The organism is Halorubrum sp. SP3 (genome assembly GCF_005435195.1).
Lineage (GTDB): Archaea > Halobacteriota > Halobacteria > Halobacteriales > Haloferacaceae > Halorubrum > Halorubrum sodomense.
Genome location: NZ_SGTU01000001.1, coordinates 98,701 through 120,016, shown reverse-complemented (window position 1 = coordinate 120,016; position 21,316 = coordinate 98,701). Strand labels below are relative to the sequence as shown.

Below are 21,316 nucleotides of genomic sequence, written 5' to 3'. Positions count from 1 at the left end.
CCGTCCGTCGCCTCGCGGTGCGTCCCGACCGGTTACGCCTGATCCGGTTCGGTCGTGTCGCCCCCGAACCCCGGTAGGCTTCCGCCGGTCGCGATCCGGAGGCTCGCCCAGATGAGCAGGACGTTCACCAGCGTGACCGCGACGACGAACTCCGCGCGGTCGGCGATGAACACCGCCGCGGGAACGAGCCCGCCAAGGACCAAGAGGACGGCCTGTTGTAACGAGAATCGCATAGAGTCGCTACGCTTCTGGTAGTCATAGATAACGGCAAAGTTCTCACGAGCTGGGAACGAGTCGATCGTATATATTACGAGGGTCGTAACCCGGGGTATGGCTCGAAGCGAGACCGCACGCGCCGACGCGGACGACGTGGGCGGCGACGGGGAGGAGTTCGACCCGATCGGTACGCTCACGCTCATCGGGATCTACTTCGTGATTCTAGTGCTCGCATGGGTGTACATCTACTTCGTAGAGTTCCTGGGACGAGATCTCGTCGTGGTGGGGTGATCAGACGTGCACATCCACGCGTACGAGAAGCTCTGGCTCGCGCTCTCGATCGTGTTGATCCTCGCCCTTATCGGGACCGTGACGTACGGCGCCGTCGGCCCGGGCGTGGCGATGGTCGCCGACTCGCAGTCAACGATCGACCCGGCGGCGCTCGACGAGGACGAACGGTTCTCTGAGCCTCGAGTCGAGCAGGTCGGCGAGAACGAGTACGAGGCGTACGTCGTCGCCCGACAGTTCGGGTTCCAACCCGACCCGATCGTCGTGCCGGCGAACAGCACGGTGACGTTCTACGTCACCTCCGCCGACGTGATCCACGGCTTCGAGGTGGTCGGCACGAGCGCGAACACGATGGTCGTCCCCGGCGAAGTCTCGGAGATCACGGTCGAGACCGACGAGCCCACCGAGTACGGGATCGTCTGTAACGAGTACTGCGGCGCGGGTCACCACGTCATGCAGGGGAAGCTCCACGTCGTCAGTCAGTCGCAGTTCGAGAACCGAGGAGGTGACTCGGCGTGAGCACGGCCCTCGAGTCCGAGCGGACGTTCGTCGACAAGTTCCCCGACGAGGCGCGCGTCGTCCGCGCGGCCTTCCTGAGTTCGTTCTTCGCCCTGTTCCTCGGCGCGGTGTTCGGGATCATCCAGACGCTCCACCGGACCGATGTCGCGCGGATCATCCCCTCGACGGATTACTACACCGTTCTCACCGCGCACGGCGTCTTCATGGTTATCAGCTTCACGATCTTCTTCCTCGTCGGGTTGTTCACTTGGGCGATAACTCGGAGCCTTGACCGGCCGCTGTTGAACATCAAGATCACGTGGACGTGGTACGGACTGATGGCGACCGGCATGACGCTCACCGGCGTCTCGATCCTCGCCGGGTTCGTCGACTCCATCGACATGAGCGCGGACGTGCTATACACCTTCTACGCGCCGCTTCAGGCCCACCCGCTGTTCTACGCCGGGCTCGTTGTGTTCATCGTCGGCACGTGGATCGCGGGGGCGGACTGGTTCCGGACGTTCCTCGCGTGGCGGCGCGACCACCCGGACGAGCGGATCCCGCTCCAGACGTTCATGGTGTTGACCACGATGACGATGTGGTACATCGCCTCGTCCGCCGTCGCCGCCTCCGTGCTGCTGTTCCTCCTGCCGTGGTCGCTCGGCTTCATCGACCAGGTGAACCCGACGCTGACCCGGACGCTGTTCTGGTTCTTCGGCCACCCGGTCGTCTACTTCTGGCTGATGCCGGCGTACATGCTCTGGTACACCGTCCTGCCGAAGATCGCCGGCGGGCGGCTGTTCAGCGACCCGCTGGCCCGGGTCGTGTTCGTGCTGTTCGTCCTCCTCTCGACGCCGGTCGGGATCCACCACCAGTACCTCGACCCCGGCATCGCGGAGGGGTTCAAGTTCATCTCGATGACGAACACGATGTTCCTGCTGTTGCCCAGCCTGCTCACCGCGTTCACCGTCGTCGCGAGCGTCGAGTACGGGGCTCGCAAAAACGGCGGCACCGGACTGCTCGGCTGGCTCACGCACCTCCCGTGGCGGAAGCCGGAGTTCACCGGCATGATGCTCGCCGGGCTCATGTTCGCGGCCGGCGGCTTCTCCGGGATGGTGAACGCCGGGATGAACATCAACTACCTCATCCACAACACGCTGTGGGTGCCGGGCCACTTCCACCTCACCGTCGGGACCGCGGTCGCGCTGACCATGATGGCCGGGACCTACTGGCTCTGGCCGCAGATCAGCAACAAGCCGATCTACAGCAGTCAGATCGGGCTGTTCCAGGTCGTGCTCTGGTTCATCGGCATGGCGCTGATGTCGAACGCGATGCACGCGCAGGGGCTGCTCGGTGTGCCGCGTCGGACCGCCGAACCGGAGTACTCCGGCTTCGACTACCCGACGATGTTCGGCGGCTTCGAGGAGCTGAACATCCAGATAGCGATCGGCGGGACGCTGCTTTTCGTCTCGACGATCCTCTTCCTCGGGAATCTCGTGTTGACGATGGGGAACCCGACGGCCTCCGGCCTCGCGGAGACGCTGCCGACGCCGGTCTCCGGGCCGGAGGACGCCCCGCAGGTGCTCGATAACCTCCGCCTGTGGGTGAGTATCGCGCTCACGCTCGTCGTCCTCGCGTACGCGCTCCCGCTCGCCGCGATCATCAACCGCGGCGGCCTGCTCGGCCCCGGCGTCGGCACGTACCCGGTGTGGCTCGCGCCGCTGTTCGACGCCCTCGCGGACGCCGCCGCGCCGCTGCTCGGCGCGGTCACCGACGCGTCGGCCGCGCTCGTCGAGGTGGGCCGATGACCGTCGACGTGAGCCGCGGCGGACTGCTCGTGACGCTCGCGATCTTCGGGGTGATCGTCTACGAGTTCCGGACGGTGCTCGACTTCGTGGGGGTCGAACTGCCGCTGATCCCGTACATGGCGGGCGTCTTCCTCCTCGCCGCTGGCACGGTCTGGTACGTCACGCTGAGGGGCGGATGGCGAACCGAACCCGACGGCGACGAGGCGGCGTAGCGGCTCCCGTTCGATTCCTTCCCGCGTGACCGGTCTCGCCTCGGACCGCGACGGTTATGTCTGCTCGGCACAAGACGCCGCTATGGACGAAACGCGCGTGACGGTCCGGTGTCGCGACTGCTCGCTCGCGGCGACCCACGACGCCCTTCGCGACGCCCGAGTCGCCCTGAACGACCACGAGTCGACGACCGGTCACGCGGTCGACTGGACCATCGAATCGCTCGATTCCGGCGTCTCGCAAGCCGGCGCCGACGCCGGCGTTTGCGGTCGTCCCGAGCGCGCGAACGAGGACTCGCCGCTCGTCCGTCCGCCGGCGTCGGAGACGGACTCGTAGCGTCCGTCGGCGTCGGAGCGATGTCCGCCCGTCTGCCCCGTGCGCGTCGGCGCCGTCACAACCCTCCTCTCCGCGTCCGAGACCGGATCCCCGACGACGCGAGCGTTTATCCGTCTCCGGCGACAATAGTGTGTATGAAAACCAATACTACGGCGAGCGACGCCGGAGATCCCGGAGCGGCCGGCGAGGGTGCGTCGGGCGCCGACCGGCCGGTCTCGCTGGCCGACGAGAACGCTCTCGACGGGTTCGTCGACGATGCGGGCGTCGCGCTCGTGGAGTTCTACACCGACGGCTGCGGCATCTGCGCAAGCATGGAACCGGTCCTAGGCAACGTGGCACGCGGCGTCGAGACGGACCTCGCGGTCGGGCTGATCAACCCTCGCGACGACGCGCCGCTGATCGAGCGGTTCGACGTGCGGAGCGTCCCGCTTTTCGTCCTCTTCGTCGACGGCGAGCCCGTCGCGCGGCGCGCCGAGGGGTTCGTCCCGGGCGACGACCTGACGGCGTGGATCGACGACCACGCGGCGTGAGGCGAACGGTTGCGAGCGGGCGCGCGGGCCCGCGACCGAGGCGGCTCCCGCGATGAACCGTCACCGATTACGGCCGAGGTTCGGCCCGACGGAACCCTTTTGAGCCGGACCGGCGTACTCGGAGCCAGTATGGGACTGGGCTCGGACATGTACCGGCAGCAGATCCTCGACCACTACAAGAACCCCCGTAACTACGGGGAACTCGAGGATCCGGACTTCACGCACGTCGGCGAGAACCCCTCCTGCGGCGACACGATCCGGATGGACGTCCAGCTCGACGACGCCGAAGAGACCGTGGAGACGGTCCGGTTCACCGGCGACGGCTGCGCAATCTCGATGGCCTCCGCGAGCATGCTCTCGGAACGGCTCCACGGGATGTCGGTCGACGAGTTAGACGCCCTCGACACCGACGACATCACCGAGATGCTCGGCGTCGACATCTCCCCGATGCGCGTGAAATGCGCGGTGCTCGGCCGACAGGTCGCACAGGACGGCTCGAAGATCCACCGCGGCGAGCTCGACCCGGACGACCGCACGATCACGGAGGAGTAGCCTCGACGCTCCGAGGAGGGCGTCGACCGCTCTCGCGGTTCGCCGTCTCGAGCCCACCGGACTTTTGCCCGCGAAAGACGTTCGTCCGCCCATGAGCGACGGCTTCGACAAGGAGGCGGAACGCGAGAAGCTCCGCGAGAAGTTCGCGGAGGACGAGAAGAAGCGCGAGCACACCCAGCGGATGTCGGAGCTCCTCCTGAAGGGCGCGACGATGACGAACCGGCACTGCGAGGAGTGCGGCGACCCCATCTTCCGATATGACGGCCAGGAGTTCTGCCCCACCTGCGGGAACGAGGTCGGCGGCGCGGCCGGCGCGGGCGACGCGGTCGACGCTCCGGACGACGCGACCGAGGCCCGGGACGCTCCGGACGACGCGACCGAGGCCCGGGACGCTCCGGGCGACGCGACTGAGGCCCCGGACGGGGCGACCTCGACGTCGGCCGACGAGAGCGCGGAGGGCGCCGTCGACGCCGCGGCCGAGAACGGCGCGGTCGGCTCCGACGCGGTCGACTCCGACGCGGTCGACTCCAACTCGGTCGGTTCCCGCGCGAACGGGCCCGCCCGGCCGCAGTCGCCTCCGTCGGCGGCCGGGTCGTCGGGAGGGTCGGCGTCGCCACGGGAACGGTCGCCGCGGGGGTCCGAGCCACAGCGGTCGCCCCCGTCGCGGTCGGCCGACGACGAAGGGATCGGAGCCGCTCGCGCGTCGCTGACGCGCACGCTGACTCGGTTCGCTCGCGCCGCCGAGGAGACGGACGACCCGCGGCGCGCCCGCGACCACCTCGAAGCGGCCCGCGAGGCGGCCGAGGCGCTCGCAGCGCTGAATCGGTAATCGGGGGTGAGACACCGCTTCGGGGGAACTGTTGGAGGGACCGAAGAATCGGAGAGCTGGCGGATCGGGGATTCGGTTCGGTAGCGCTGACGTTAGGCCCGAACCGGCGAGCCGGCCGGCTCCGCCTCGGCCCAGCTCGGCTCGTCGCGCAGCAGCGCGTGGACGATCCGGACGACCGCGTCGAGGTCCGCCTCGCCGTCGATCTCGCCGCGCTCCGCGCACCGGACGAACCGATCGACTTCCTCCAGCGTCACCGATCCCGCGGCGACGGCGCCGGTGATCGTCTCCGTGTCGCTTTCGAGCGCGTTCAACAGTTCGGGCGACGGGTCCGGGTCGGACGAGGCGGGGCGCGACGAGCGGTCTGCCTTTGCGGCTGTCATTCTCGATAGTTACTACATATCGAGTTAATATATTATTACCGGTACTAGTCGGTTTCTGTCAGTTCTGTGCCGGTCGTCGAGCGAGGCGAACCGACGCTTCGGCGCTCGAACCGGACACGCCGAGAGAATTCCCACACCCCCGGTCGATCCGTGTAATCAGATGGCCGCTACCGCCCGCTCTCGACGGCGACTCGCATGTCCTTCGCCAGCCGCTCGGCGCGGTCGGCGTCGGCGGACTCGGCGTAGATCCGGATCTTCGGTTCGGTGCCGGAGGGACGGACGAGCACCCACGCGTCGCCGTAGTCGAGCCGGTAGCCGTCGGTCGTGTTCGGCTCCGCGTCGGCGGTCTCGACGTAGGCCCGGGCGGCCGAGAGCATCTCGTCGCGCTCGTCGTCGTCCGCGTACTCGACGTTCGCCCGCACGAAGTGGTAGTCGGCGTACGGCGCGATCACCTCGCTGACGGGGGCGCCGTCCGCGGCCGCGAGCAGTTCGAGGAACTGCGCGCCGATGTACGCCCCGTCGCGTGAGAGCCGATACGGCGGGAAGAAGACGCCCCCGTTCCCCTCGCCGGCGACCGGGACGTTCGTCCCCTCCTCGTGGAGCTCGCGCGTCCGGGTGACGATGTTCGTGGCGCCGATGGGCGTCAGCTCGAGGTCCGCGTCGTTGTCGGCGCAGACGTCGACGAGCCGCTGCGAGACGTTGACCGCGCTGACGACCGCGTCGCCCGGTTCGAGACAGGCGTCGGCCATCGCCGCGAAGGAGGTGTCGCCGTCGACGAACTCCCCCGCCTCGTCGACGAAGACCGCCCGGTCCGCGTCGCCGTCGTGCGCGATCCCGACGTCGGCGTCGGAGGTCGCGACCAGCCGGGAGAGCGCCCCGAGGTTCTCCGGGACCGGCTCGGAGTCGCGACCGGGGAAGTGGCCGTCCGGCGTCGCGTTCACCGTCAGCACCTCGCAGCCGAGTTCGCGGTAGATCTGCGGTGACGCCACGGAGGCCGCCCCGTGACCGGGGTCGACCGCGACCGTGAGGTCGGCGTCGGCGATCGCGCCGCGGTCGACCGCGGCGATAAGCTGGTCGACGTAGTCGTCGACCGCCCCTTCGATCGGCGTCGTCGCGCCGGCGGACCGCCAGTCGGCGTGATCGTACTCGTCGTCGAGGACGCGCCGTTCGATCCGTTCTAATACGTCGACGGAGAGCTCCACGCCGTCGTCGCCGACGAGCTTGATCCCGTTGAACTCCGGGGGGTTGTGCGAGGCGGTGACGAGCACGGCGGGGATCCCCGCGGCCTCGCAGTAGTTGCCGACCGCGGGCGTGGGGACGACGCCGAGGCGGTCGACGTCGCACCCGACCGCGGCGAGCCCGCTCGCGGCCGCGTTCGCGAACAGCTCGCCGGTGGTCCGCGTGTCGCGCGCGACGGCGACGCGGTCCGCGTCCCACACCGTCCCGGCCGCCTTCGCGATGTCGAGGACGAGCGCGGGCGTGAGGTACCGCAGCGCGACCCCGCGGATGCCGCTGGATCCGAACAGCTCCATGCGGGGCCATCCGCCGGCCGAGGGGAAAGCGGTTCCGAACCGGTCCGGCGCCGACGTGTCGACCGGGTGACTCCCGACTCGATCCGTCGCGACGCGTGCGGTTCATCCCGATGGCGCTCGTCGGTCCCGTATGGACCACACGCGACGCGACGCGCTCGTCGGAAGCGCGCTCGCTCTCTCGGTCGCGACGGCGGGCTGTCTCGACTTCGCCGCGGGCGAGGGGCCGCAGGGGCCCGACGGGACGCCGCCGACGCTGGACTGCGACGACGACGCGTTCGTCCGCCTCGATCGGCCGTTCGAGGGGTCGGTCACCGAGACGGTCGTCGAGACCGACGCGACCACGCTGGAGCTCTCCACCGAGGGGACGACCGAGACGTACGGGCAGTCCCTTCGGCTCATCCTCCGGAACACCGGCGACGACCCGGCGCCCACGCTCGGCGAGTTCGCGTACTCGATCCAGCGCGAGACGGGCGACGGGTGGCTCGACGTCCGCGGGTCGACGACCGGCGAAGCGGTCGAACTGCCCCGAACCGAGGTGTCCCTCGACGCCGGTTCGACGTACTCCTGGGACCTCACGCTGACGGAGGCGGGTATCGCCGACGCGGTCGACGGCCTCGATCTGACCGTCTGTCCGCCGCTGGGGCCGGGGATCTATCGGTTCGTCTACTGGGGGGTCGTCGGCGCGCCGCCGATCGGCGCGGAGTTCGAACTGGTCGGGTGAGGCCGGCTCGCCGTCGGTCGGTCCCGGACCGCACCGCGGCACCCGGTTCAGAACGGCTGCCAGTCGGAGGGTTTGCCGACCCGGCCGCGGACGCGAAACTCTCGCTCGTCGTCGTCGACGCGGGTCTCGACGACGACTTCGAACGGCTCGTGGAGGGTGTGGACGACCTGTTCGTCGTGGGCGGTCGAGCCGACGACGCCGACGAACGGCCACCCCTCCCCGGAGGTCTGGGAGGTCATCACCCGGGTGAACCGGTAGATTCGCTCGGGGTCCCAGTACATCAGCAGCTGGGACAGCGAGTAGACGCCGACGGCGCGGTCGCGGCCGGCCGAGGACTCGACGACGTCGGTGAACTTGATCCCGATATCCGTGAGGTTACCCGCGCTGGCGACGTACTTCGTCGTCGGCGTGTCGTCGCGCTTGTCGCCCTGCTCGTGGGTGACGCAGTCGATGACGACTACGTCGTCGCCGTCGTTCCCCGTGAGCTGCTCGTAGTCGCTGCGGACCTTCTCCGCGGTCCGCCCCGTCGAGATGACGACCGGACCGTCCGACCACGCCGCGAGCAGCCGGTTGAACAGGTCGTACTTCCCGCTCATCGGGGGACCGCTGATGAGGACGCTGTCGGCACCGCGGACAGCGTCGGGAAGCGCGGTCATGGTGAAAACGTGAGTGAGTGTCGGGTAAAACCCTTCGGAGCGATCACTTTCGGAGCATGGAGGGGAGGTCGAGCGACGACGGCGGCCCCTCCCGCGGCCCCTCGGTGAGTGTCAGTTCGCGTATCGCACCGGGGAGCGCGGCCGGAACCGGCGACTCGCGCGGCGCCCCAGCGCCGTCGACGAGCGACCGCCAGACCGCCTCGTCGTCGGGGTCGTCCCGCTCGGCCTTCGCCTCCAGCGCCTTCGTCCGCCCCTCGTCGTACGCCAACTCGACGATGCTCCGGTCGTAGCTCCCCGGGAACGCCTCCAGCACCCGGTCCAGTTCCCCCGGGCGCGGGCTGTCGACCCCGGCCGCCACGCCCAGCGCGAAGGCGCGCTCGACGGCCTCCTCCCGGGAGAGATCGTCCCACTCCGTGTCGAACGTGCGGTCGTACATCACTGGGTCACCGTCGCCGCCGAGCCGACTCGCAGTCCGCCGTCGGTGAACTCCACGTCCTGGATGTCGGTGTCGACGTCCGTCCCCCGCATCTTCAGCACCTGGACCCCGCGGCGCATCCCCCCGTCCTCGAGGTAGTTGTGCATGAAGACGACGCCGTGCGCCAGGTAGTGCTCCTCCGAGTAGGCGCTCGGATCGGTCATCTCGGAGATCAGGAGCGTCGTGGCGTCGGTCCGCTTCAGCGAGGAGAGCAGCTGGATCATCGTGTCCTCGTCGTCGTCCAAGAGGAACCGCAGCAGCATCGTCGAGTCGAAGACGACCCGGTCGATGTCGCGGGAGTTGATGAACCCCGTGAGGCGGTTGGTGACGCCGGAGCGGTCGCGGCGGTCGCCGGGGAGCCCGAAGAAGCGCCGGCCGTCCGACGAGAAGGAGTCGAGGAAGGTGACGCGGTCGGAGTCGAGCGCGCGGTCGAACCCGAAGTCGTAGCCGCTCATGTCCTCGCGGATACCCTCTTTGGTCTCGTGCATGCTGATGTAGAGGATATCCTCCCCGTTCCGGGCGCCCTGGGCCGCGAACTGTGAGCAGAAGGTCGTTTTGCCGCTCCCGGGCGGACCGCTGACAACGTACAGGCGGTCCGCGGGGAACCCGCCGTCGACGATGGCGTCGAACCCGGGGACGCCGCTTGAGACGCGCATACGTACGGAACCCATCGGGCGGCTGATAAGCGTTGGCGCCCGGTTCTCACGGGTGAGAACCGATCGCCCGCCGCGGGTCCGGCGTCCCCTCCGCTGCGCGACCGAACGCGGGTCGACCGCCGCGTCCCGCCTACGCCTCCGCGCCCTCGACGTCGTCGAGGTCGGCGGCGAGCGCGTCGTCGACGTCCGGCGAGACCCACACCACGAACCGGTCGTCGGACTTGACGATGCCGCGGACGCCCTCGTCCTCGACGGTGGTGCTCTGGTCGACGTCCTCGGGCGAGACGTCGCGGACCTGGAACACCTCGTCGACCATCCAGCCGACCGTGCCGCCCTCGTCGATCTCGGCGTCGTCGAAGACGACGATCCGCTCTCGGGGCCCCGCCTCGTCGATGTCGAACAGCGTCTTCGGGTCGACGATCGTCGTCGTCCGGCCGCGTAAGTCCATCACGCCCTCGACGTGGTCGGGCGAGTTGGGGATCCGCGTGAGCTCGCCCGCGTCGACGATCTCGTCGATGACGCCGATGTCCAGACAGTACGTCCCGTCGCCCAGACCGAACTCCAACACCTTCGTCGGTTCGGCCTCCGCCGCTGTTGCTGCCATGCCCGTAGGTGTAGCGAACCGACAGATAATCGTGTCCCCTGAATTATCAGGGGTGATTACTGGGTCCGTGGATTTATGCTGATTCTGGGCCCGCTCTGGAACATGAGCAGGACGACGGATCGGCGCGGCGGTCGGGACGGGTCGCCGCGGGTGGTGGTCGTCGACGACTCCCCGTTCATGCGGGGGCTGATAAGCGACCTCCTGAGCGACGCCGGGGTCGCGGTCGTCGGCGAGGCGGGGGACGGGGAGGAGGCGCTCTCGGTGGTCGCCGAGACGCGTCCCGACGTCGTGACGATGGACGTCGAGATGCCCGGGATGGGCGGGCTCGAGGCCGTCGAGCGGCTGATGGAGGAGACCCCGACGCCGGTGTTGATGCTGTCGGCACACACCGACGAGGGGGCGGAGGTCACCTTCGAGGCGCTCGACCGCGGCGCGGTCGACTTCTTCGCGAAGCCCGGCGGCGAGGTGTCGACCGGCGTCTCGCGGGAGTCGGAGCGGCTCGTCGAGGCGGTGCGCTCGGTCGCGGACGCGGACCTCGACGCCGCGACCCGCGAGCGCGACGACCCGCATTCGGCGGCGTCGCGCTCCGCGAGCGCCGGCTCCGAGGTCGACGCCGCCGAGATCGACGGGCCGCTGACGGTCGTGATCGCGGCCTCGACCGGCGGTCCGAACGCGGTCGAGCGCGTGCTGTCGGCGTTACCGATGGCCGACTGCCGCGTGGTGGTCGTCCAGCACATGCCGGAGGCGTTCACCTCGCGGTTCGCGGACCGGCTCGACGCCGCCTCCGCGTACGACGTGCGCGAGGCCAGCGACGGCGCGCGGATCGGCGCCGGCGAGGTGCTCGTCGCCCGCGGCGGGAGCCACACCCTCATCGACAGCTACCGGGCAGGCCGGCTCCGGGTCAGGCTCGACGAGGACGACGACTCCCACACGGTCACCCCCGCGGCCGACGTGACGATGCGGTCCGCGGCCGAGGTCATAGACGACCCGCTCGTCGGCGTCGTGTTGACCGGGATGGGATCCGACGCCGCGGAGGGCATCCGCGCGATGGCCGACGCCGGGGCGCGCACGCTGGCGCAGAGCGAGGACACCTGCGTCATCTACGGGATGCCGAAGCGCGCGGTCGAGACCGGCGGGGTCGACGCGGTGTACGACCTCGACGACGTCGCCGGCGCGATAGTGGGGGGTGAGGCCTGATGGACTCCCACCGCGCCGCGTTCGTCGCCGAGGCCGAAGACGGGATCACCGACCTCAACAACGCCCTGCTGGCCCTGGAGGCCGACCCCGAGGACGCCGAGGCGATGGACGACGTGTTCCGCGTCGCCCACACCCTGAAGGGGAACGCCGCGGCGATGGGGTACGAGGACGTCTCCGACTTCGGGCACGCCCTGGAGGACCTGCTGGACGCGGTCCGGCAGGGCGACCGCGGGGTGAACCCCGAACTGATGGACCTCCTCTTCGAGGGGGTCGACACCGTCGAGGCGATGGTCGACGAAATCGCCGAGACCGGCGAGGTGTCGACCGACCCCTCCGACCTGGAGTCGCGGCTGCGCGAGATGGAGGAGCACGGCACCGTCGGCGGCGGAGACGGAGGCGACTCGGCGGACGACGCCGTCGACACCGCCGAGGAGTCCGGCGACGCCGCCGCAGACGCGGGCGACGACGCCGCAGACGCGGGCAACGACGCCGCAGACGCGGGCGAGGACGACGTCTCGGTCCCCGAGCCGCCCGCGGCGGCGGCTGACCTCCCCGACCCGGTCGCGTACGCGGACGTGACGATCGGCGACGCCCAGATGGCGGGCGTCGACGCGGCGCTCGTCCTCCAGGCGCTCGACGAGCAGTTCGACGGGCACGCGACCGACCCCGACCCGGAGGCGCTGGAGGACGGCGAGTACGACGAGGGGTTCGACGCCTTCGTCGGCGGCGCCGATCCCGAAGTCGTCGGCGAGGGGCTCCGGGCGCTCACGCAGGTCGAGGCGGTGACGGCGGTCGCTGTCGGCGGCGCGGACGACGCGGCCGCGGCGGACGAAGCCGCGGCGGACGAAGCCGCGGACGCGGCGACGGAGGGGCCGGCCGACGATGCTGAAGCGGCAGGCGACGCGGACGCGGAGCCCGACGACGCGGACGCGGAGCCCGACGACGCGGACGCGACGGACGGCGACGAGTTCGAGCCCGCCGAGCCGGAGACCGCCGACGCGGCGTCCGCCGACTCCGCGGACGACGGTACCGACCCGGAACCCGAGGCCGACGCCGAGACCGACGACGCCGGCTCGGAGTCCGGCGGCTCGAACGGGTCGTCCGGCGGTTCGGACTCCAAGTCCGGCGACGAGATCAAGTCGATCCGCGTCGATGTCGACCAGGTCGACGAGCTGTACGGGCTCGTCGAGCAGCTGGTGACGAGCCGGATCAAGCTCCGCCGGGAGATCGAGGGAACGGACGCGGAGTCGGACGCCTTAGACGAGCTCGACAAGCTCGCATCCAGCCTCCAGGACACGGCGATGGACATGCGGCTCATCCCGTTCTCGCAGGTGTCGGACTCGTTCCCGCGGCTCGTCCGCGACATCTCGCGGGACCTCGACAAGCGGATCGACTTCGAGATCGAGGGCGACGACGTCGAGCTCGACCGCACGATCCTCACGGAGATGCGCGACCCGCTCGTGCACGTCCTGCGGAACGCGGTCGACCACGGGATCGAGCCGCCCGCGGAGCGCGAGGCCGCCGGGAAGGACCCGACCGGCCACGTGGAGCTCACGGCCGAGCGCGAGCGTGACCACGTGATCATCGAGGTCTCGGACGACGGCGGCGGACTCGACCCCGACCAGCTCCGCGACAAGGCGGTCGACGAGGGGGTCAAGAGCCGCGAGGCGGTCGAGGCGATGGAGGACGACGAGGTCTATGACCTCGTCTTCCACCCCGGCTTCTCCACCGCGGAGGAGGTGACGGACGTCTCCGGCCGCGGCGTCGGGATGGACGTGGTCCGCACGACCGCGCGCGACCTCGACGGCTCCGTCTCGATCGAGAGCGAGCCGGGCGAGGGGAGCACGGTCCGCTTCCGGCTGCCGGTCACCGTCGCCATCGTGAAGGTGATGTTCGTCGACGTGGGCGGCACGGAGTACGGCATCCCGATCAAGTCGATCGCGGAGGTCGCGCGCGCCGACGACGTCGAGGAGGTCCACGGCGACGAGGTCGTCAGACACGAGGACGACCTCTATCCGGTCGTCCGGCTGAACGAGCGCCTCGGCGAGATCGACTCGACGGCGTCCGCGAACGAGACCCCGGCGGCCGACGGCGGCGTCGCGGCCGACGAGCCGGGTGACGACGGGTTCGTCCCGGCGGATCCGACGACCGAGTCCGACGGCGAGCCGACGGACGACGGCATGCTCGTCCGGATCCGCGAGGAGACGCGGCAGGTCGCGCTCCACTGCGACGCGGTGTTGGACCAGGAGGAGGTGGTCGTCAAACCCCTCGACGGCCCGCTCTCGGGGACGCCGGGACTCAGCGGCACGGCGGTCCTCGGCGACGGGGACGTCGTGGCCGTGCTCGACGTGGTGAGCCTATGAGCGGATCGGTAGACGACGAGACGGCGTTCGAGGGCGTCCTCCGGCAGATCGACGACACCGTCCCGTTCGAGCCGGGGTACTACAACGAGTCGTACCTCGACCGCCGGATCACGGCGCGGATGCGCCGGCGCGACACCGAGTCGCACGCCGAGTACGAGCGCATCCTCCGCGAGGACGCCGACGAGCGGCAGGCGCTGATGGACGCGCTCACGATCAACGTCACGGAGTTCTTCCGCAACCCGGAGATGTGGGACGTGCTCCGAGACGTGTTGCGCGAGCGGACCGCCGATCAGCGGCGCGTCCGGGTGTGGTCGGCGCCGTCGGCGGACGGTCGCGAGCCGTACTCGGTCGCGATGTTGGCCTGCGACGACCCCGAGATCGACGAGTCGCGCGTCGAAGTGCTCGGCTCCGACATCAGCGAGGAGGCGCTCGACGACGCCCGCGAGGGCGTCTACCATACGACGCGGACGACCGACATCGCGGAGGAGCTGGAGCCCCTCTCCGATCCCGACCGCTACGTCGAACGCGACGAGGACGCGTTCCAGGTGCGCCCCGCGGTCAAGCGGCTCGTCGAGTTCGAGACGCACGACCTGATCCGCGACGGCGCCCGCGACCCCTTCGACGTGGTGTTGTGCCGGAACCTGCTGATCTACATCGACGTCGACCACAAGGCGGCCCTGTTCGACACGCTGGAGGCGTCGCTCGCGGACGACGGCGTCCTCGTCTTGGGGATGACCGAGAGCGTCCCCCCGGACCGAAGCGACCGCTACGAACCGATCGACAAGCGACGGCGGGTGTTCGGGAGGCGCTGATGTCGCTGTACCAGCACGCACGGGACGGGAACGCGGAGCGCCTCCGAGACGCCCTCGACAGCGACAGCGCGGCCGTCCGGCGGCGCGCGGCGGAGTTCCTCGGCGAGATCGGCGCGGAGAGCGACCAGCCGACGATCGACGGGCTGCTCCGGGCGGCGACGACGGACGACGACCCCGAGGTCCGCGGGGCGGCGGTCGACGCGCTCGACGAGGTCGGCGAGGCGGCGCTCGAACAGCTCCTCGAGGAGCTCACCGGGGGCGGCGGCGACGCCGAGGCCGAGTGGGTCACCGCGCGCAAGTTCGCGCGCGCGCTCGAGGCCGACCGCCCGGAACTTCGGATGGCCGCCGCGAACGCGCTCGGGCGGCTCGACGACGCGAGCGGCCTCCAGCCGCTGGTCGGCGCGCTCGACGACCCGGACGCCCGCGTCCGGCTGCGGGCGGCGCAGGCCTGCGGGACCTTCGCGGACGCCCGGGCGGTCCCCGGCCTGCGCGAGCGGCTCGAGGACGAGGACCCGCGCGTGCGGCGCGCCGCCGCGAACGCGCTGGGAACGATCGGGACGGACGAGGCGCTGTCGCCGCTCCTGAAGCTGCTCGACGACGGCGACGAGTCGATCCGCCGGATCGCGGCCGGCGCGCTCGGCAAGGCGGGCACCCCGGAGCCGGTCGAACCCCTCGCCCGCGCCCTCGGCGACGAGAGCGCGGTCGTCCGGAACGCGGCGGTGTACTCGGTGATCGAACTGCTCTCGAACGTGCCGACCGGGCAGAGCCACGCGGTCCGCGACCAGGTGGTCTCGGAGCTGAGGGCGGCCGACGACGCGACCGTCGTCGAGCCGCTCGTCGAGATCCTCACCGAGGGCCAGCAGTCCCGCCAGCGCCGGAACGCGGCGTGGATCCTCGGTCGGGTGGCCGACCCGGACACGGCGACCGCGGTGGAGGCGCTCGCGGACGCGCTCGCGGACGACGACCCGCAGACCGCGCAGTTCGCGGCGACGAGCCTCAAGAGCCTCGGGGGCCCGGTCGTCGAGGACCGCCTGCTCGACAAGCTGGGCCCCGAACACCCGGAAGAGGCCCGGGCGAAGGCGGTGTTCGTCCTCGGACAGATCGGCGGGCAGGAGACGCTCACCCGCCTTGAGGAGTACGCCGACGACGACAGTCAGGCCGTCAGAAAGCGCGTGTTCTCGGCCGTTTCGAAGCTGCGCGCCGGAGGTCCGTAAATGTCCCAGAAAGACAGCGAGTACAAGATCACCGACACGCAGGCGAAGTTCGCGGTCGCGGTCCGCGAGGGCCGGAAGGTGAGCGACGTGTCGTGGACCCCCGGGCGCGTCCTCCTCTCGAACCGGCGGCTGATACTCGCCGGCAACGACGGGAAACGGACCGTCCCGCTGTCGAAGCTGGAACGGCTCGGCGGCCGCCACGACGCGAACCAGACCGTCGCGCGCGTCTCGAACTACGTGAGCTTCGACCTGGGCGAGCAGGTGTTACTCGTGGCCGCGTCCGACCACGAGCCGTTCGAGCGCGACGTCTACCGCGCGCTGCTCGACCAGAAGACCGTGATGGTGAAACACCCCGCCATCGAGGGGGGCGTCGTCACGGACACCGAGTGGGAGCAGGCCCGCGTGAAGATCGACGAGAACGGGCTCAACGCGGCCCTGGAGCGCGGCGCGTTCGTGGAGTTCGACCTCGACGACATCAGCGGCCTCGACGCGGCGAAGCGCACCGTCAACGGCGAGAAGAAGCCCGTGATCGAGGTGTCCCACACCGACGACGAGGGGACGAGCATCGAGACGCACGTCGCGGGCGACCCGAACCGGATGCGGTTCGTCGAGTCGTGGCTCCGCAAGGGCGAGGAGCGCAGTTCGACGAACGTCGACCTCTCCAGCCGCGACCGAGAGGTGTTGATGGCGCTGTACTCCGGCGTCTCGCCGTTCGAAATCCCCGCGTTCCTCGGGATGGACGTCGACGACGTCGAGGAGACGTTCGAGCGGCTGGTCGAGCTCGAGGTGGTCGAGGAGGTCCGGATCCGCCGGGAGGTCGCACTCAACTCCCGCGGTCGCAACATCGCCAGCGAGGCGATGAACGAGCAGTAGCGGAGCGATTTGCCCCTTCGAGCTGACGGCGGATCCCCGTCGGCGCGTCGAACCACGCTTAAGTCGGTGCCGCGCCGAGTCGCTCCATGAGCCACGAGGCGGTTCTCTTCGACCTCGACAACACGCTGTACCCGTACGCCCCGTGTAACGAGGCGGGCAAGCGGGCCGCGCTCGACGCCCTCCGCGAGCGGGGGTACGAGCTGGACCGCGCGGCGTTCGACGACCTGTACGCGACCGGCCGACGGGAGACGAAGCGCGAGACCGGCGGCACCGCGGCCTCTCACTCCAGGCACGTCTACTTCAAGCGCGGGCTGTACCGGCACGCCGGTGACCCCGACCCCGCGGGCGCGCTGGCGGCCGGCGACGCCTACTGGAACGGCTACCTCGCGGCGATGTCGCTCTGCGACGGCGCCGAGGACCTCCTCGACGCCCTCGACGCGGCGGGGACCGACGTCGCGGTCGTGACGAACCTCACGACGCGGGTCCAGCTGCGGAAGCTCGTGCGCCTCGGGATCGACGATCGGATCGACCTCCTCGTCACCTCCGAGGAGGTGGGCCGCGAGAAGCCGAGCGCGCTCCCGTTCACGGCCGCGCTCGCCGCGTTCGACTGCCCGCCGAGCGAGGCGCTGGCCGTCGGCGACAACGCCGAGACGGATGTCGCCGGCGCGAACGCCGTCGGGCTCGACTCGGCGCTGTTCGTCGCCGACGGCGAGGCGCCCCCCGAGGGGGAACTCGACGGCGACCGGCGCCCGGACCACCGGCTCGACGCGCTCGCCGACCTGACTGAGGTGGCGGCGTGACCCGCGACGGCTCGGGCGGCGGGTCCGGATCCGCGGGCGACTCCGACCCGGACGCGAACCCGGACCTCCTGCGCGAGGCGCGCGAGGCGGTCGTCGAGTACGCGCCCGCCCTCGCGGACCTGACGCCCGGCCGGACCGGGAACCTGAGCGTCCGCGACGGCGACGCCGTGGCGGTCACGCCCACGGGCGTCCCGTACGACTCCTTCGACGCCGCCGACGTGCCCGTGGTCTCCTCGGAGGGCGAGCGGCTGGCCGGGCGGATGGCGCCGTCGAGCGAGGTGCCGATGCACGCGGGGATCTACGAGCACGACCGGCCGGGCGCGATCGTCCACACCCACTCGCCGTGGGCGACGACGATGGCGACGCTCCACCGGAAGTTGCCGCCGATCCACTACATGATCGCCGCCGTGGGCCGCGAGGTCCCCCTGGCGGACTACGCGCCGTACGGCACGGAGGAGCTGGCCGCGAACGTCGTCGCCGCGATGGCCGAGGCCGACTCCGACGCCGCGATCCTCGCGAACCACGGGCTCGTCGTCACCGGCCCCGACGTCGAGACGGCGGTCGAGAACACCCGCCACGTCGAGGACATCTGCCGGCTCTACCTGCGCGCGTCCGCCGTCGGCGAGCCGCACGTCCTCACCGACGAGCAGATGGCGACGGTGGAGGAGCGGTTCGAGAGCTACGGGCAACAGCCTGACGCGGAGTAGTCGCCTGACGCGGAGTAGTCGCCTGACGCGGAGTAGTCGCCTGACGCGGAGTAGTCGCCTGACGCGGAGTCGGCCGGCCCGACGCCGAGCGGGGCCGACCGCTCCGGCAGTCGGCCGGTTTTATAAATACACGGGCGGCTACCGGATCGGTATGACAGACACGGAGCCGTCGCCGCCGGTCCGCGAGACCGCCGAGTCGATCGCGACGATGGAGATCCGCGGCGCGGCCACCATCGCCTCCGCGGCCGCCGAGGCGCTCGCGGCACAGGCGGAGGCGGCGGCCGAGGCGGACGCGACCGGGAGCGACCCCGCGGCGTTCCGCGCGTCGATGCGCGCCGCGGCCCGGACGCTCCGCGAGACGCGCCCGACCGCGGTGTCGCTGCCGAACGCCCTCCGGTACGTCCTCCAGCGGATGGAGGGCGACTCGGTCGACGCGCTCCGCCGGAGCGTCGTCGACGCGAGCGAGGCGTTCGTCGACCAGCTCGACCGCGCGCAGGAGGACCTCGGGCAGGTCGGCGCGAACCGCCTCGCCGACGGCGACACGGTGATGACCCACTGCCACTCCACCGACGCCCTGGCGTGTATCGAGGCGGCCGTCGAGCAGGGGAAGTCGATCTCGGCGGTGGTCAAGGAGACGCGCCCCCGTCAGCAGGGCCACATCACCGCCGAACAGCTTCGCGACGCCGGCGTCCCCGTCACGCTCATCGTCGACTCCGCGGCGCGGCGCTACCTCGACGAGGTCGACCACGTCGTCGTCGGCGCCGACTCGATCGCCGCCGACGGCGGCGTGATCAACAAGATCGGCACCTCGGGGCTCGCGGTCAACGCCCGCGAGCGCGGCGTCCCGATCATGACCGCGGCCCAGACGATCAAGCTCCACCCGGAGACGCTGACGGGCCACACCGTCGAGATCGAGATGCGCGACGAAAGCGAGGTGATCGACCCCGAGTCCCGAGAGGAGATCGGCGAGATCTCGGTGGCGAACCCGGCGTTCGACGTGACCCCGCCGCGGTACATGGACGCGATCGTCACCGAACACGGGCAGTTCCCCCCGGAGAGCATCGTGGCGCTGATGCGGGAGCTGTTCGGCGAGGGCGCCGCCGAGCCGTGGGCCGAGCGATGAGCGAGGAAGGCGAGGGCGTCGACGACTGGGACGAGACGGTCGCGGAGTGGGGCCGCGAGGTCGACGAGTGGGAAGGAGATGTCCGCGAGCGTACGGGTGACATCCGCGAGCGCGCGGGCGGCGTCCGCGGGGACGGCGGCGATAGGGCCGGCCCTTCCGCCCGTGACGCCGTTGACGGCGATACCGACGCCGACGACTCTAACCCCGCCGTCGACGCCGACCCCGCCGTCGACGCCGACCCCGCCGTCGACAGCGACCCCGCCGTCGACAGCGACCCCGCCGTCGACAGCGACCCCGACCTGCCCCCCGACGACGCCGACCGCGTGCCGAAGGTCGTCGCGGCCGGCCACATCAACTGGGACGTGACGATCCACGTCGACAGCCTCCCGGAGCCGGACGGCGAGACCCGGATCGACCGGCTCGAACAGTCGGGCGGCGGCAGCGCCGCGAACGTCGCGGTCGGACTCGTCGACCTCGGCGGCCAGTCGGTGGTCTACGGCAGCGTCGGCGGCGACGAGTCGGGCGCGCTGGCGCTGCGCGAGCTCGCCAGCGCGGGGGTCGACCCCGGGCAGGTGCTGGTCGACGCCGACGAGCCCACCTCGGTGAAGTACGTCATCGTCGACGGCGGCGGCGAGCTGCTCATGCTCGCGAACGACGGCGCCAACGAGTCGTTCTCGGCGGCGGGGCTCGACCGCGACACGCTCGCGGCCGCCGACCACCTCCACCTCACCGGCCAGCAGCCGGAGACCGCGGCGGCGCTCGCGACCGCGGCCGCGGAGGCGGGCGCGACCCGGAGCTTCGACCCCGGGCGCCGCGTCGCGGACCGCGAGTTCGACGCCGCGCTCCACGCGAGCGACGTGCTCTTCGTAAACGACCGCGAGGCCGACGCGCTCGCGGCGGCGACCGACGTGGACCCGTGGGAGCCCGACGACCGCGTCGTCGCGATCAAGCTCGGCGACGAGGGCGCGACGGTCCGCACCCCGCACGGCAGCGTCTCGCACCCGGGATTCGACGCCGACCCGGTCGACACGACCGGCGCGGGCGACGCCTTCGCGGCCGGGTTCCTCGCGGCCGCGCTGCGGGAGCCGGAGATCACCGGCGACGGGTTCTCGCACGACCCGCGCGACTACCAGGTGCCGATCTTAGTCGGCAACGCCTGCGGCGCGGTCGCGACCGAGTCGGTGACCGCACGCACCGACCTCTCCTGGGACCGCGTCCGCGAGACGATGGGCGAGTCGCCCGAGACGGACCTGCTCATCGAGGTCCGGACCTGACGCGACCGACGCGCCGGCGGTCGCGTCTCCTGCCGCTCGGCGCTACCCCCGGTCCGCCCGGAGCGCGAGCGGGCCGTCGCCGCTCCGGACCGTCCCCGTCTCGCCCCAGCCGTCGGTGACCGAGAGCCGGGCCGCGTCCGGGAGCGGATCGCTCGTGACGCGGAGCAGCGCGGCCGGATAGGTGATCGCCTGGCCGCAGGCCACCTGGTAGTCGCCGGCTCCTCGGACGGCCGCGTCCGCGACGAGGGTCCCGTCCTCGACGCCGATCTCCTCGAACGCGATTTCGTTGTGACAGGTGGTCGGGCCGACCGACTCGACGTAGATGAGCACCGAATCTCCGAAGTCGGTCTCTTCGACGAACGCGGCGGTCTCCGCCGGCGCGTCCCGGAGCAGCTTCGAGGCGTCGCCCTCTCCCGTGATCAGCGCGTAGAGACCGCGGCGCTCCTCGCGGCTCCACGCCGGCCCGGAGAGCGCGGCGCCGACCTGGTGGACCTCGGTCTCGGGGGCCGGGTCGCTCTCGCCGTCGCCGCCGTCGCCACCGTCATCGCCGGCGTCTCCGTTGTCGGCGCCGTTGTCGCCGGCGTCTCCGCTGTCGCCGCCGTTGTCGCCGGCGTCTCCGCTGTCGCCGCCGTTGTCGCCGGCGTCTCCGCTGTCGCCGCCGT

General features: G+C 71.0%; 26 protein-coding genes. 18 read left to right on the top strand and 8 right to left on the bottom strand.

Annotation, left to right across the window (positions count from 1 at the left end):
- Nucleotides 1-32: 32 nt before the first annotated feature.
- Nucleotides 33-233: a hypothetical protein gene (locus EXE42_RS00655; RefSeq protein ID WP_092920013.1), complete on the bottom strand. Its 201-nt coding sequence runs from the start codon at nucleotides 231-233 to the stop codon at nucleotides 33-35.
- Nucleotides 234-330: 97 nt separating this feature from the next.
- Here EXE42_RS00655 and EXE42_RS19170 point away from each other — a divergent pair, with 97 nt between their 5' ends.
- The 8 genes from EXE42_RS19170 to EXE42_RS00620 all read left to right on the top strand — a co-directional run bounded on the left by EXE42_RS19170 (nucleotide 331) and on the right by EXE42_RS00620 (nucleotide 5,267).
- The gene (locus tag EXE42_RS19170) at nucleotides 331-507 is read left to right on the top strand and encodes a hypothetical protein (protein ID WP_199240722.1); all 177 of its coding nucleotides are present in this window, start codon (nucleotides 331-333) and stop codon (nucleotides 505-507) included.
- Between the two features lie 6 nt (nucleotides 508-513).
- Nucleotides 514-1,023: a cytochrome c oxidase subunit II gene (locus tag EXE42_RS00650; protein WP_092920014.1), complete on the top strand. Its 510-nt coding sequence runs from the start codon at nucleotides 514-516 to the stop codon at nucleotides 1,021-1,023.
- Nucleotides 1,020-2,810 (top strand): b(o/a)3-type cytochrome-c oxidase subunit 1, encoded by a 1,791-nt coding sequence (locus EXE42_RS00645; protein WP_092920015.1) that lies wholly within the window; start codon nucleotides 1,020-1,022, stop codon nucleotides 2,808-2,810. The genes EXE42_RS00650 and EXE42_RS00645 overlap by 4 nt, the downstream gene beginning before the upstream one ends.
- Nucleotides 2,807-3,022: a CbaC protein gene (locus EXE42_RS00640; protein WP_092920016.1), complete on the top strand. Its 216-nt coding sequence runs from the start codon at nucleotides 2,807-2,809 to the stop codon at nucleotides 3,020-3,022. Before EXE42_RS00645 ends, EXE42_RS00640 begins: the two co-directional genes overlap by 4 nt.
- 82 nt (nucleotides 3,023-3,104) lie before the next feature.
- Entirely contained in the window at nucleotides 3,105-3,356 is a 252-nt protein-coding gene (locus tag EXE42_RS00635) for a hypothetical protein (RefSeq protein ID WP_137705704.1), read from the top strand.
- Nucleotides 3,357-3,490: 134 nt separating this feature from the next.
- Nucleotides 3,491-3,886, top strand: a complete 396-nt coding sequence (locus tag EXE42_RS00630) for a co-chaperone YbbN (protein ID WP_137693428.1) — start codon at nucleotides 3,491-3,493, stop codon at nucleotides 3,884-3,886.
- A 129-nt stretch (nucleotides 3,887-4,015) separates the two neighbouring features.
- A complete protein-coding gene (sufU, locus tag EXE42_RS00625; protein ID WP_092920019.1) occupies nucleotides 4,016-4,438 on the top strand; it encodes a Fe-S cluster assembly sulfur transfer protein SufU in 423 nt (140 codons plus the stop codon).
- A gap of 91 nt (nucleotides 4,439-4,529) precedes the next feature.
- Nucleotides 4,530-5,267 carry an Sjogren's syndrome/scleroderma autoantigen 1 family protein gene (locus EXE42_RS00620; RefSeq protein WP_137705703.1) on the top strand — a complete coding sequence of 246 codons (738 nt, stop codon included), beginning with the start codon at nucleotides 4,530-4,532 and terminating at the stop codon, nucleotides 5,265-5,267.
- 92 nt (nucleotides 5,268-5,359) lie between these two features.
- Here EXE42_RS00620 and EXE42_RS00615 read toward each other — a convergent pair whose 3' ends face one another.
- Nucleotides 5,360-5,647: a hypothetical protein gene (locus EXE42_RS00615; RefSeq protein WP_137705702.1), complete on the bottom strand. Its 288-nt coding sequence runs from the start codon at nucleotides 5,645-5,647 to the stop codon at nucleotides 5,360-5,362.
- 167 nt (nucleotides 5,648-5,814) lie between these two features.
- Complete coding sequence (gene glmM, locus EXE42_RS00610; protein WP_137693426.1) at nucleotides 5,815-7,179, bottom strand: phosphoglucosamine mutase; 1,365 nt, start codon at nucleotides 7,177-7,179, stop codon at nucleotides 5,815-5,817.
- 130 nt (nucleotides 7,180-7,309) lie between these two features.
- Between glmM and EXE42_RS00605 the strand changes: the two genes are divergently transcribed.
- Nucleotides 7,310-7,900, top strand: coding sequence for a hypothetical protein (locus EXE42_RS00605; RefSeq protein ID WP_092920023.1), 591 nt, complete (start codon nucleotides 7,310-7,312; stop codon nucleotides 7,898-7,900).
- A 47-nt stretch (nucleotides 7,901-7,947) separates the two neighbouring features.
- On the opposite strand, the gene EXE42_RS00600 is transcribed toward EXE42_RS00605, so the two are convergent.
- From EXE42_RS00600 to EXE42_RS00585, 4 genes are all read right to left on the bottom strand, one after another.
- The gene (locus tag EXE42_RS00600) at nucleotides 7,948-8,556 is read right to left on the bottom strand and encodes a hypothetical protein (protein ID WP_092920024.1); all 609 of its coding nucleotides are present in this window, start codon (nucleotides 8,554-8,556) and stop codon (nucleotides 7,948-7,950) included.
- Between the two features lie 43 nt (nucleotides 8,557-8,599).
- Entirely contained in the window at nucleotides 8,600-8,992 is a 393-nt protein-coding gene (locus EXE42_RS00595) for a hypothetical protein (protein WP_092920025.1), read from the bottom strand.
- Nucleotides 8,992-9,687, bottom strand: a complete 696-nt coding sequence (locus EXE42_RS00590) for an RAD55 family ATPase (protein WP_092920026.1) — start codon at nucleotides 9,685-9,687, stop codon at nucleotides 8,992-8,994. Before EXE42_RS00590 ends, EXE42_RS00595 begins: the two co-directional genes overlap by 1 nt.
- Nucleotides 9,688-9,817: 130 nt before the next feature.
- Entirely contained in the window at nucleotides 9,818-10,291 is a 474-nt protein-coding gene (locus EXE42_RS00585; RefSeq protein WP_092920027.1) for a chemotaxis protein CheW, read from the bottom strand.
- 102 nt (nucleotides 10,292-10,393) lie between these two features.
- Between EXE42_RS00585 and cheB the strand changes: the two genes are divergently transcribed.
- The 9 genes from cheB to EXE42_RS00540 all read left to right on the top strand — a co-directional run bounded on the left by cheB (nucleotide 10,394) and on the right by EXE42_RS00540 (nucleotide 20,654).
- The gene (gene cheB / locus EXE42_RS00580; protein WP_174548979.1) at nucleotides 10,394-11,488 is read left to right on the top strand and encodes a chemotaxis-specific protein-glutamate methyltransferase CheB; all 1,095 of its coding nucleotides are present in this window, start codon (nucleotides 10,394-10,396) and stop codon (nucleotides 11,486-11,488) included.
- Entirely contained in the window at nucleotides 11,488-13,851 is a 2,364-nt protein-coding gene (locus EXE42_RS00575; RefSeq protein WP_137705701.1) for a chemotaxis protein CheA, read from the top strand. The genes cheB and EXE42_RS00575 overlap by 1 nt, the downstream gene beginning before the upstream one ends.
- On the top strand, nucleotides 13,848-14,663 hold the full coding sequence (locus EXE42_RS00570) for a protein-glutamate O-methyltransferase CheR (RefSeq protein ID WP_092920030.1): 816 nt from the start codon (nucleotides 13,848-13,850) through the stop codon (nucleotides 14,661-14,663). Before EXE42_RS00575 ends, EXE42_RS00570 begins: the two co-directional genes overlap by 4 nt.
- A complete protein-coding gene (locus EXE42_RS00565; protein WP_092920031.1) occupies nucleotides 14,663-15,877 on the top strand; it encodes a HEAT repeat domain-containing protein in 1,215 nt (404 codons plus the stop codon). Before EXE42_RS00570 ends, EXE42_RS00565 begins: the two co-directional genes overlap by 1 nt.
- A complete protein-coding gene (locus tag EXE42_RS00560) occupies nucleotides 15,878-16,750 on the top strand; it encodes a CheF family chemotaxis protein (protein ID WP_092920032.1) in 873 nt (290 codons plus the stop codon).
- 86 nt (nucleotides 16,751-16,836) lie between these two features.
- On the top strand, nucleotides 16,837-17,550 hold the full coding sequence (locus tag EXE42_RS00555) for an HAD family hydrolase (RefSeq protein WP_092920033.1): 714 nt from the start codon (nucleotides 16,837-16,839) through the stop codon (nucleotides 17,548-17,550).
- Nucleotides 17,547-18,257 carry a class II aldolase/adducin family protein gene (locus tag EXE42_RS00550; RefSeq protein ID WP_092920034.1) on the top strand — a complete coding sequence of 237 codons (711 nt, stop codon included), beginning with the start codon at nucleotides 17,547-17,549 and terminating at the stop codon, nucleotides 18,255-18,257. Before EXE42_RS00555 ends, EXE42_RS00550 begins: the two co-directional genes overlap by 4 nt.
- A gap of 151 nt (nucleotides 18,258-18,408) precedes the next feature.
- Complete coding sequence (locus EXE42_RS00545) at nucleotides 18,409-19,380, top strand: ribose 1,5-bisphosphate isomerase (protein ID WP_137705700.1); 972 nt, start codon at nucleotides 18,409-18,411, stop codon at nucleotides 19,378-19,380.
- Nucleotides 19,377-20,654: a carbohydrate kinase family protein gene (locus tag EXE42_RS00540; protein WP_137705699.1), complete on the top strand. Its 1,278-nt coding sequence runs from the start codon at nucleotides 19,377-19,379 to the stop codon at nucleotides 20,652-20,654. Before EXE42_RS00545 ends, EXE42_RS00540 begins: the two co-directional genes overlap by 4 nt.
- 42 nt (nucleotides 20,655-20,696) lie before the next feature.
- Here EXE42_RS00540 and EXE42_RS00535 read toward each other — a convergent pair.
- The coding region (locus EXE42_RS00535; RefSeq protein WP_394347986.1) for a hypothetical protein at nucleotides 20,697-21,316 on the bottom strand (620 nt) is incomplete at its 5' end.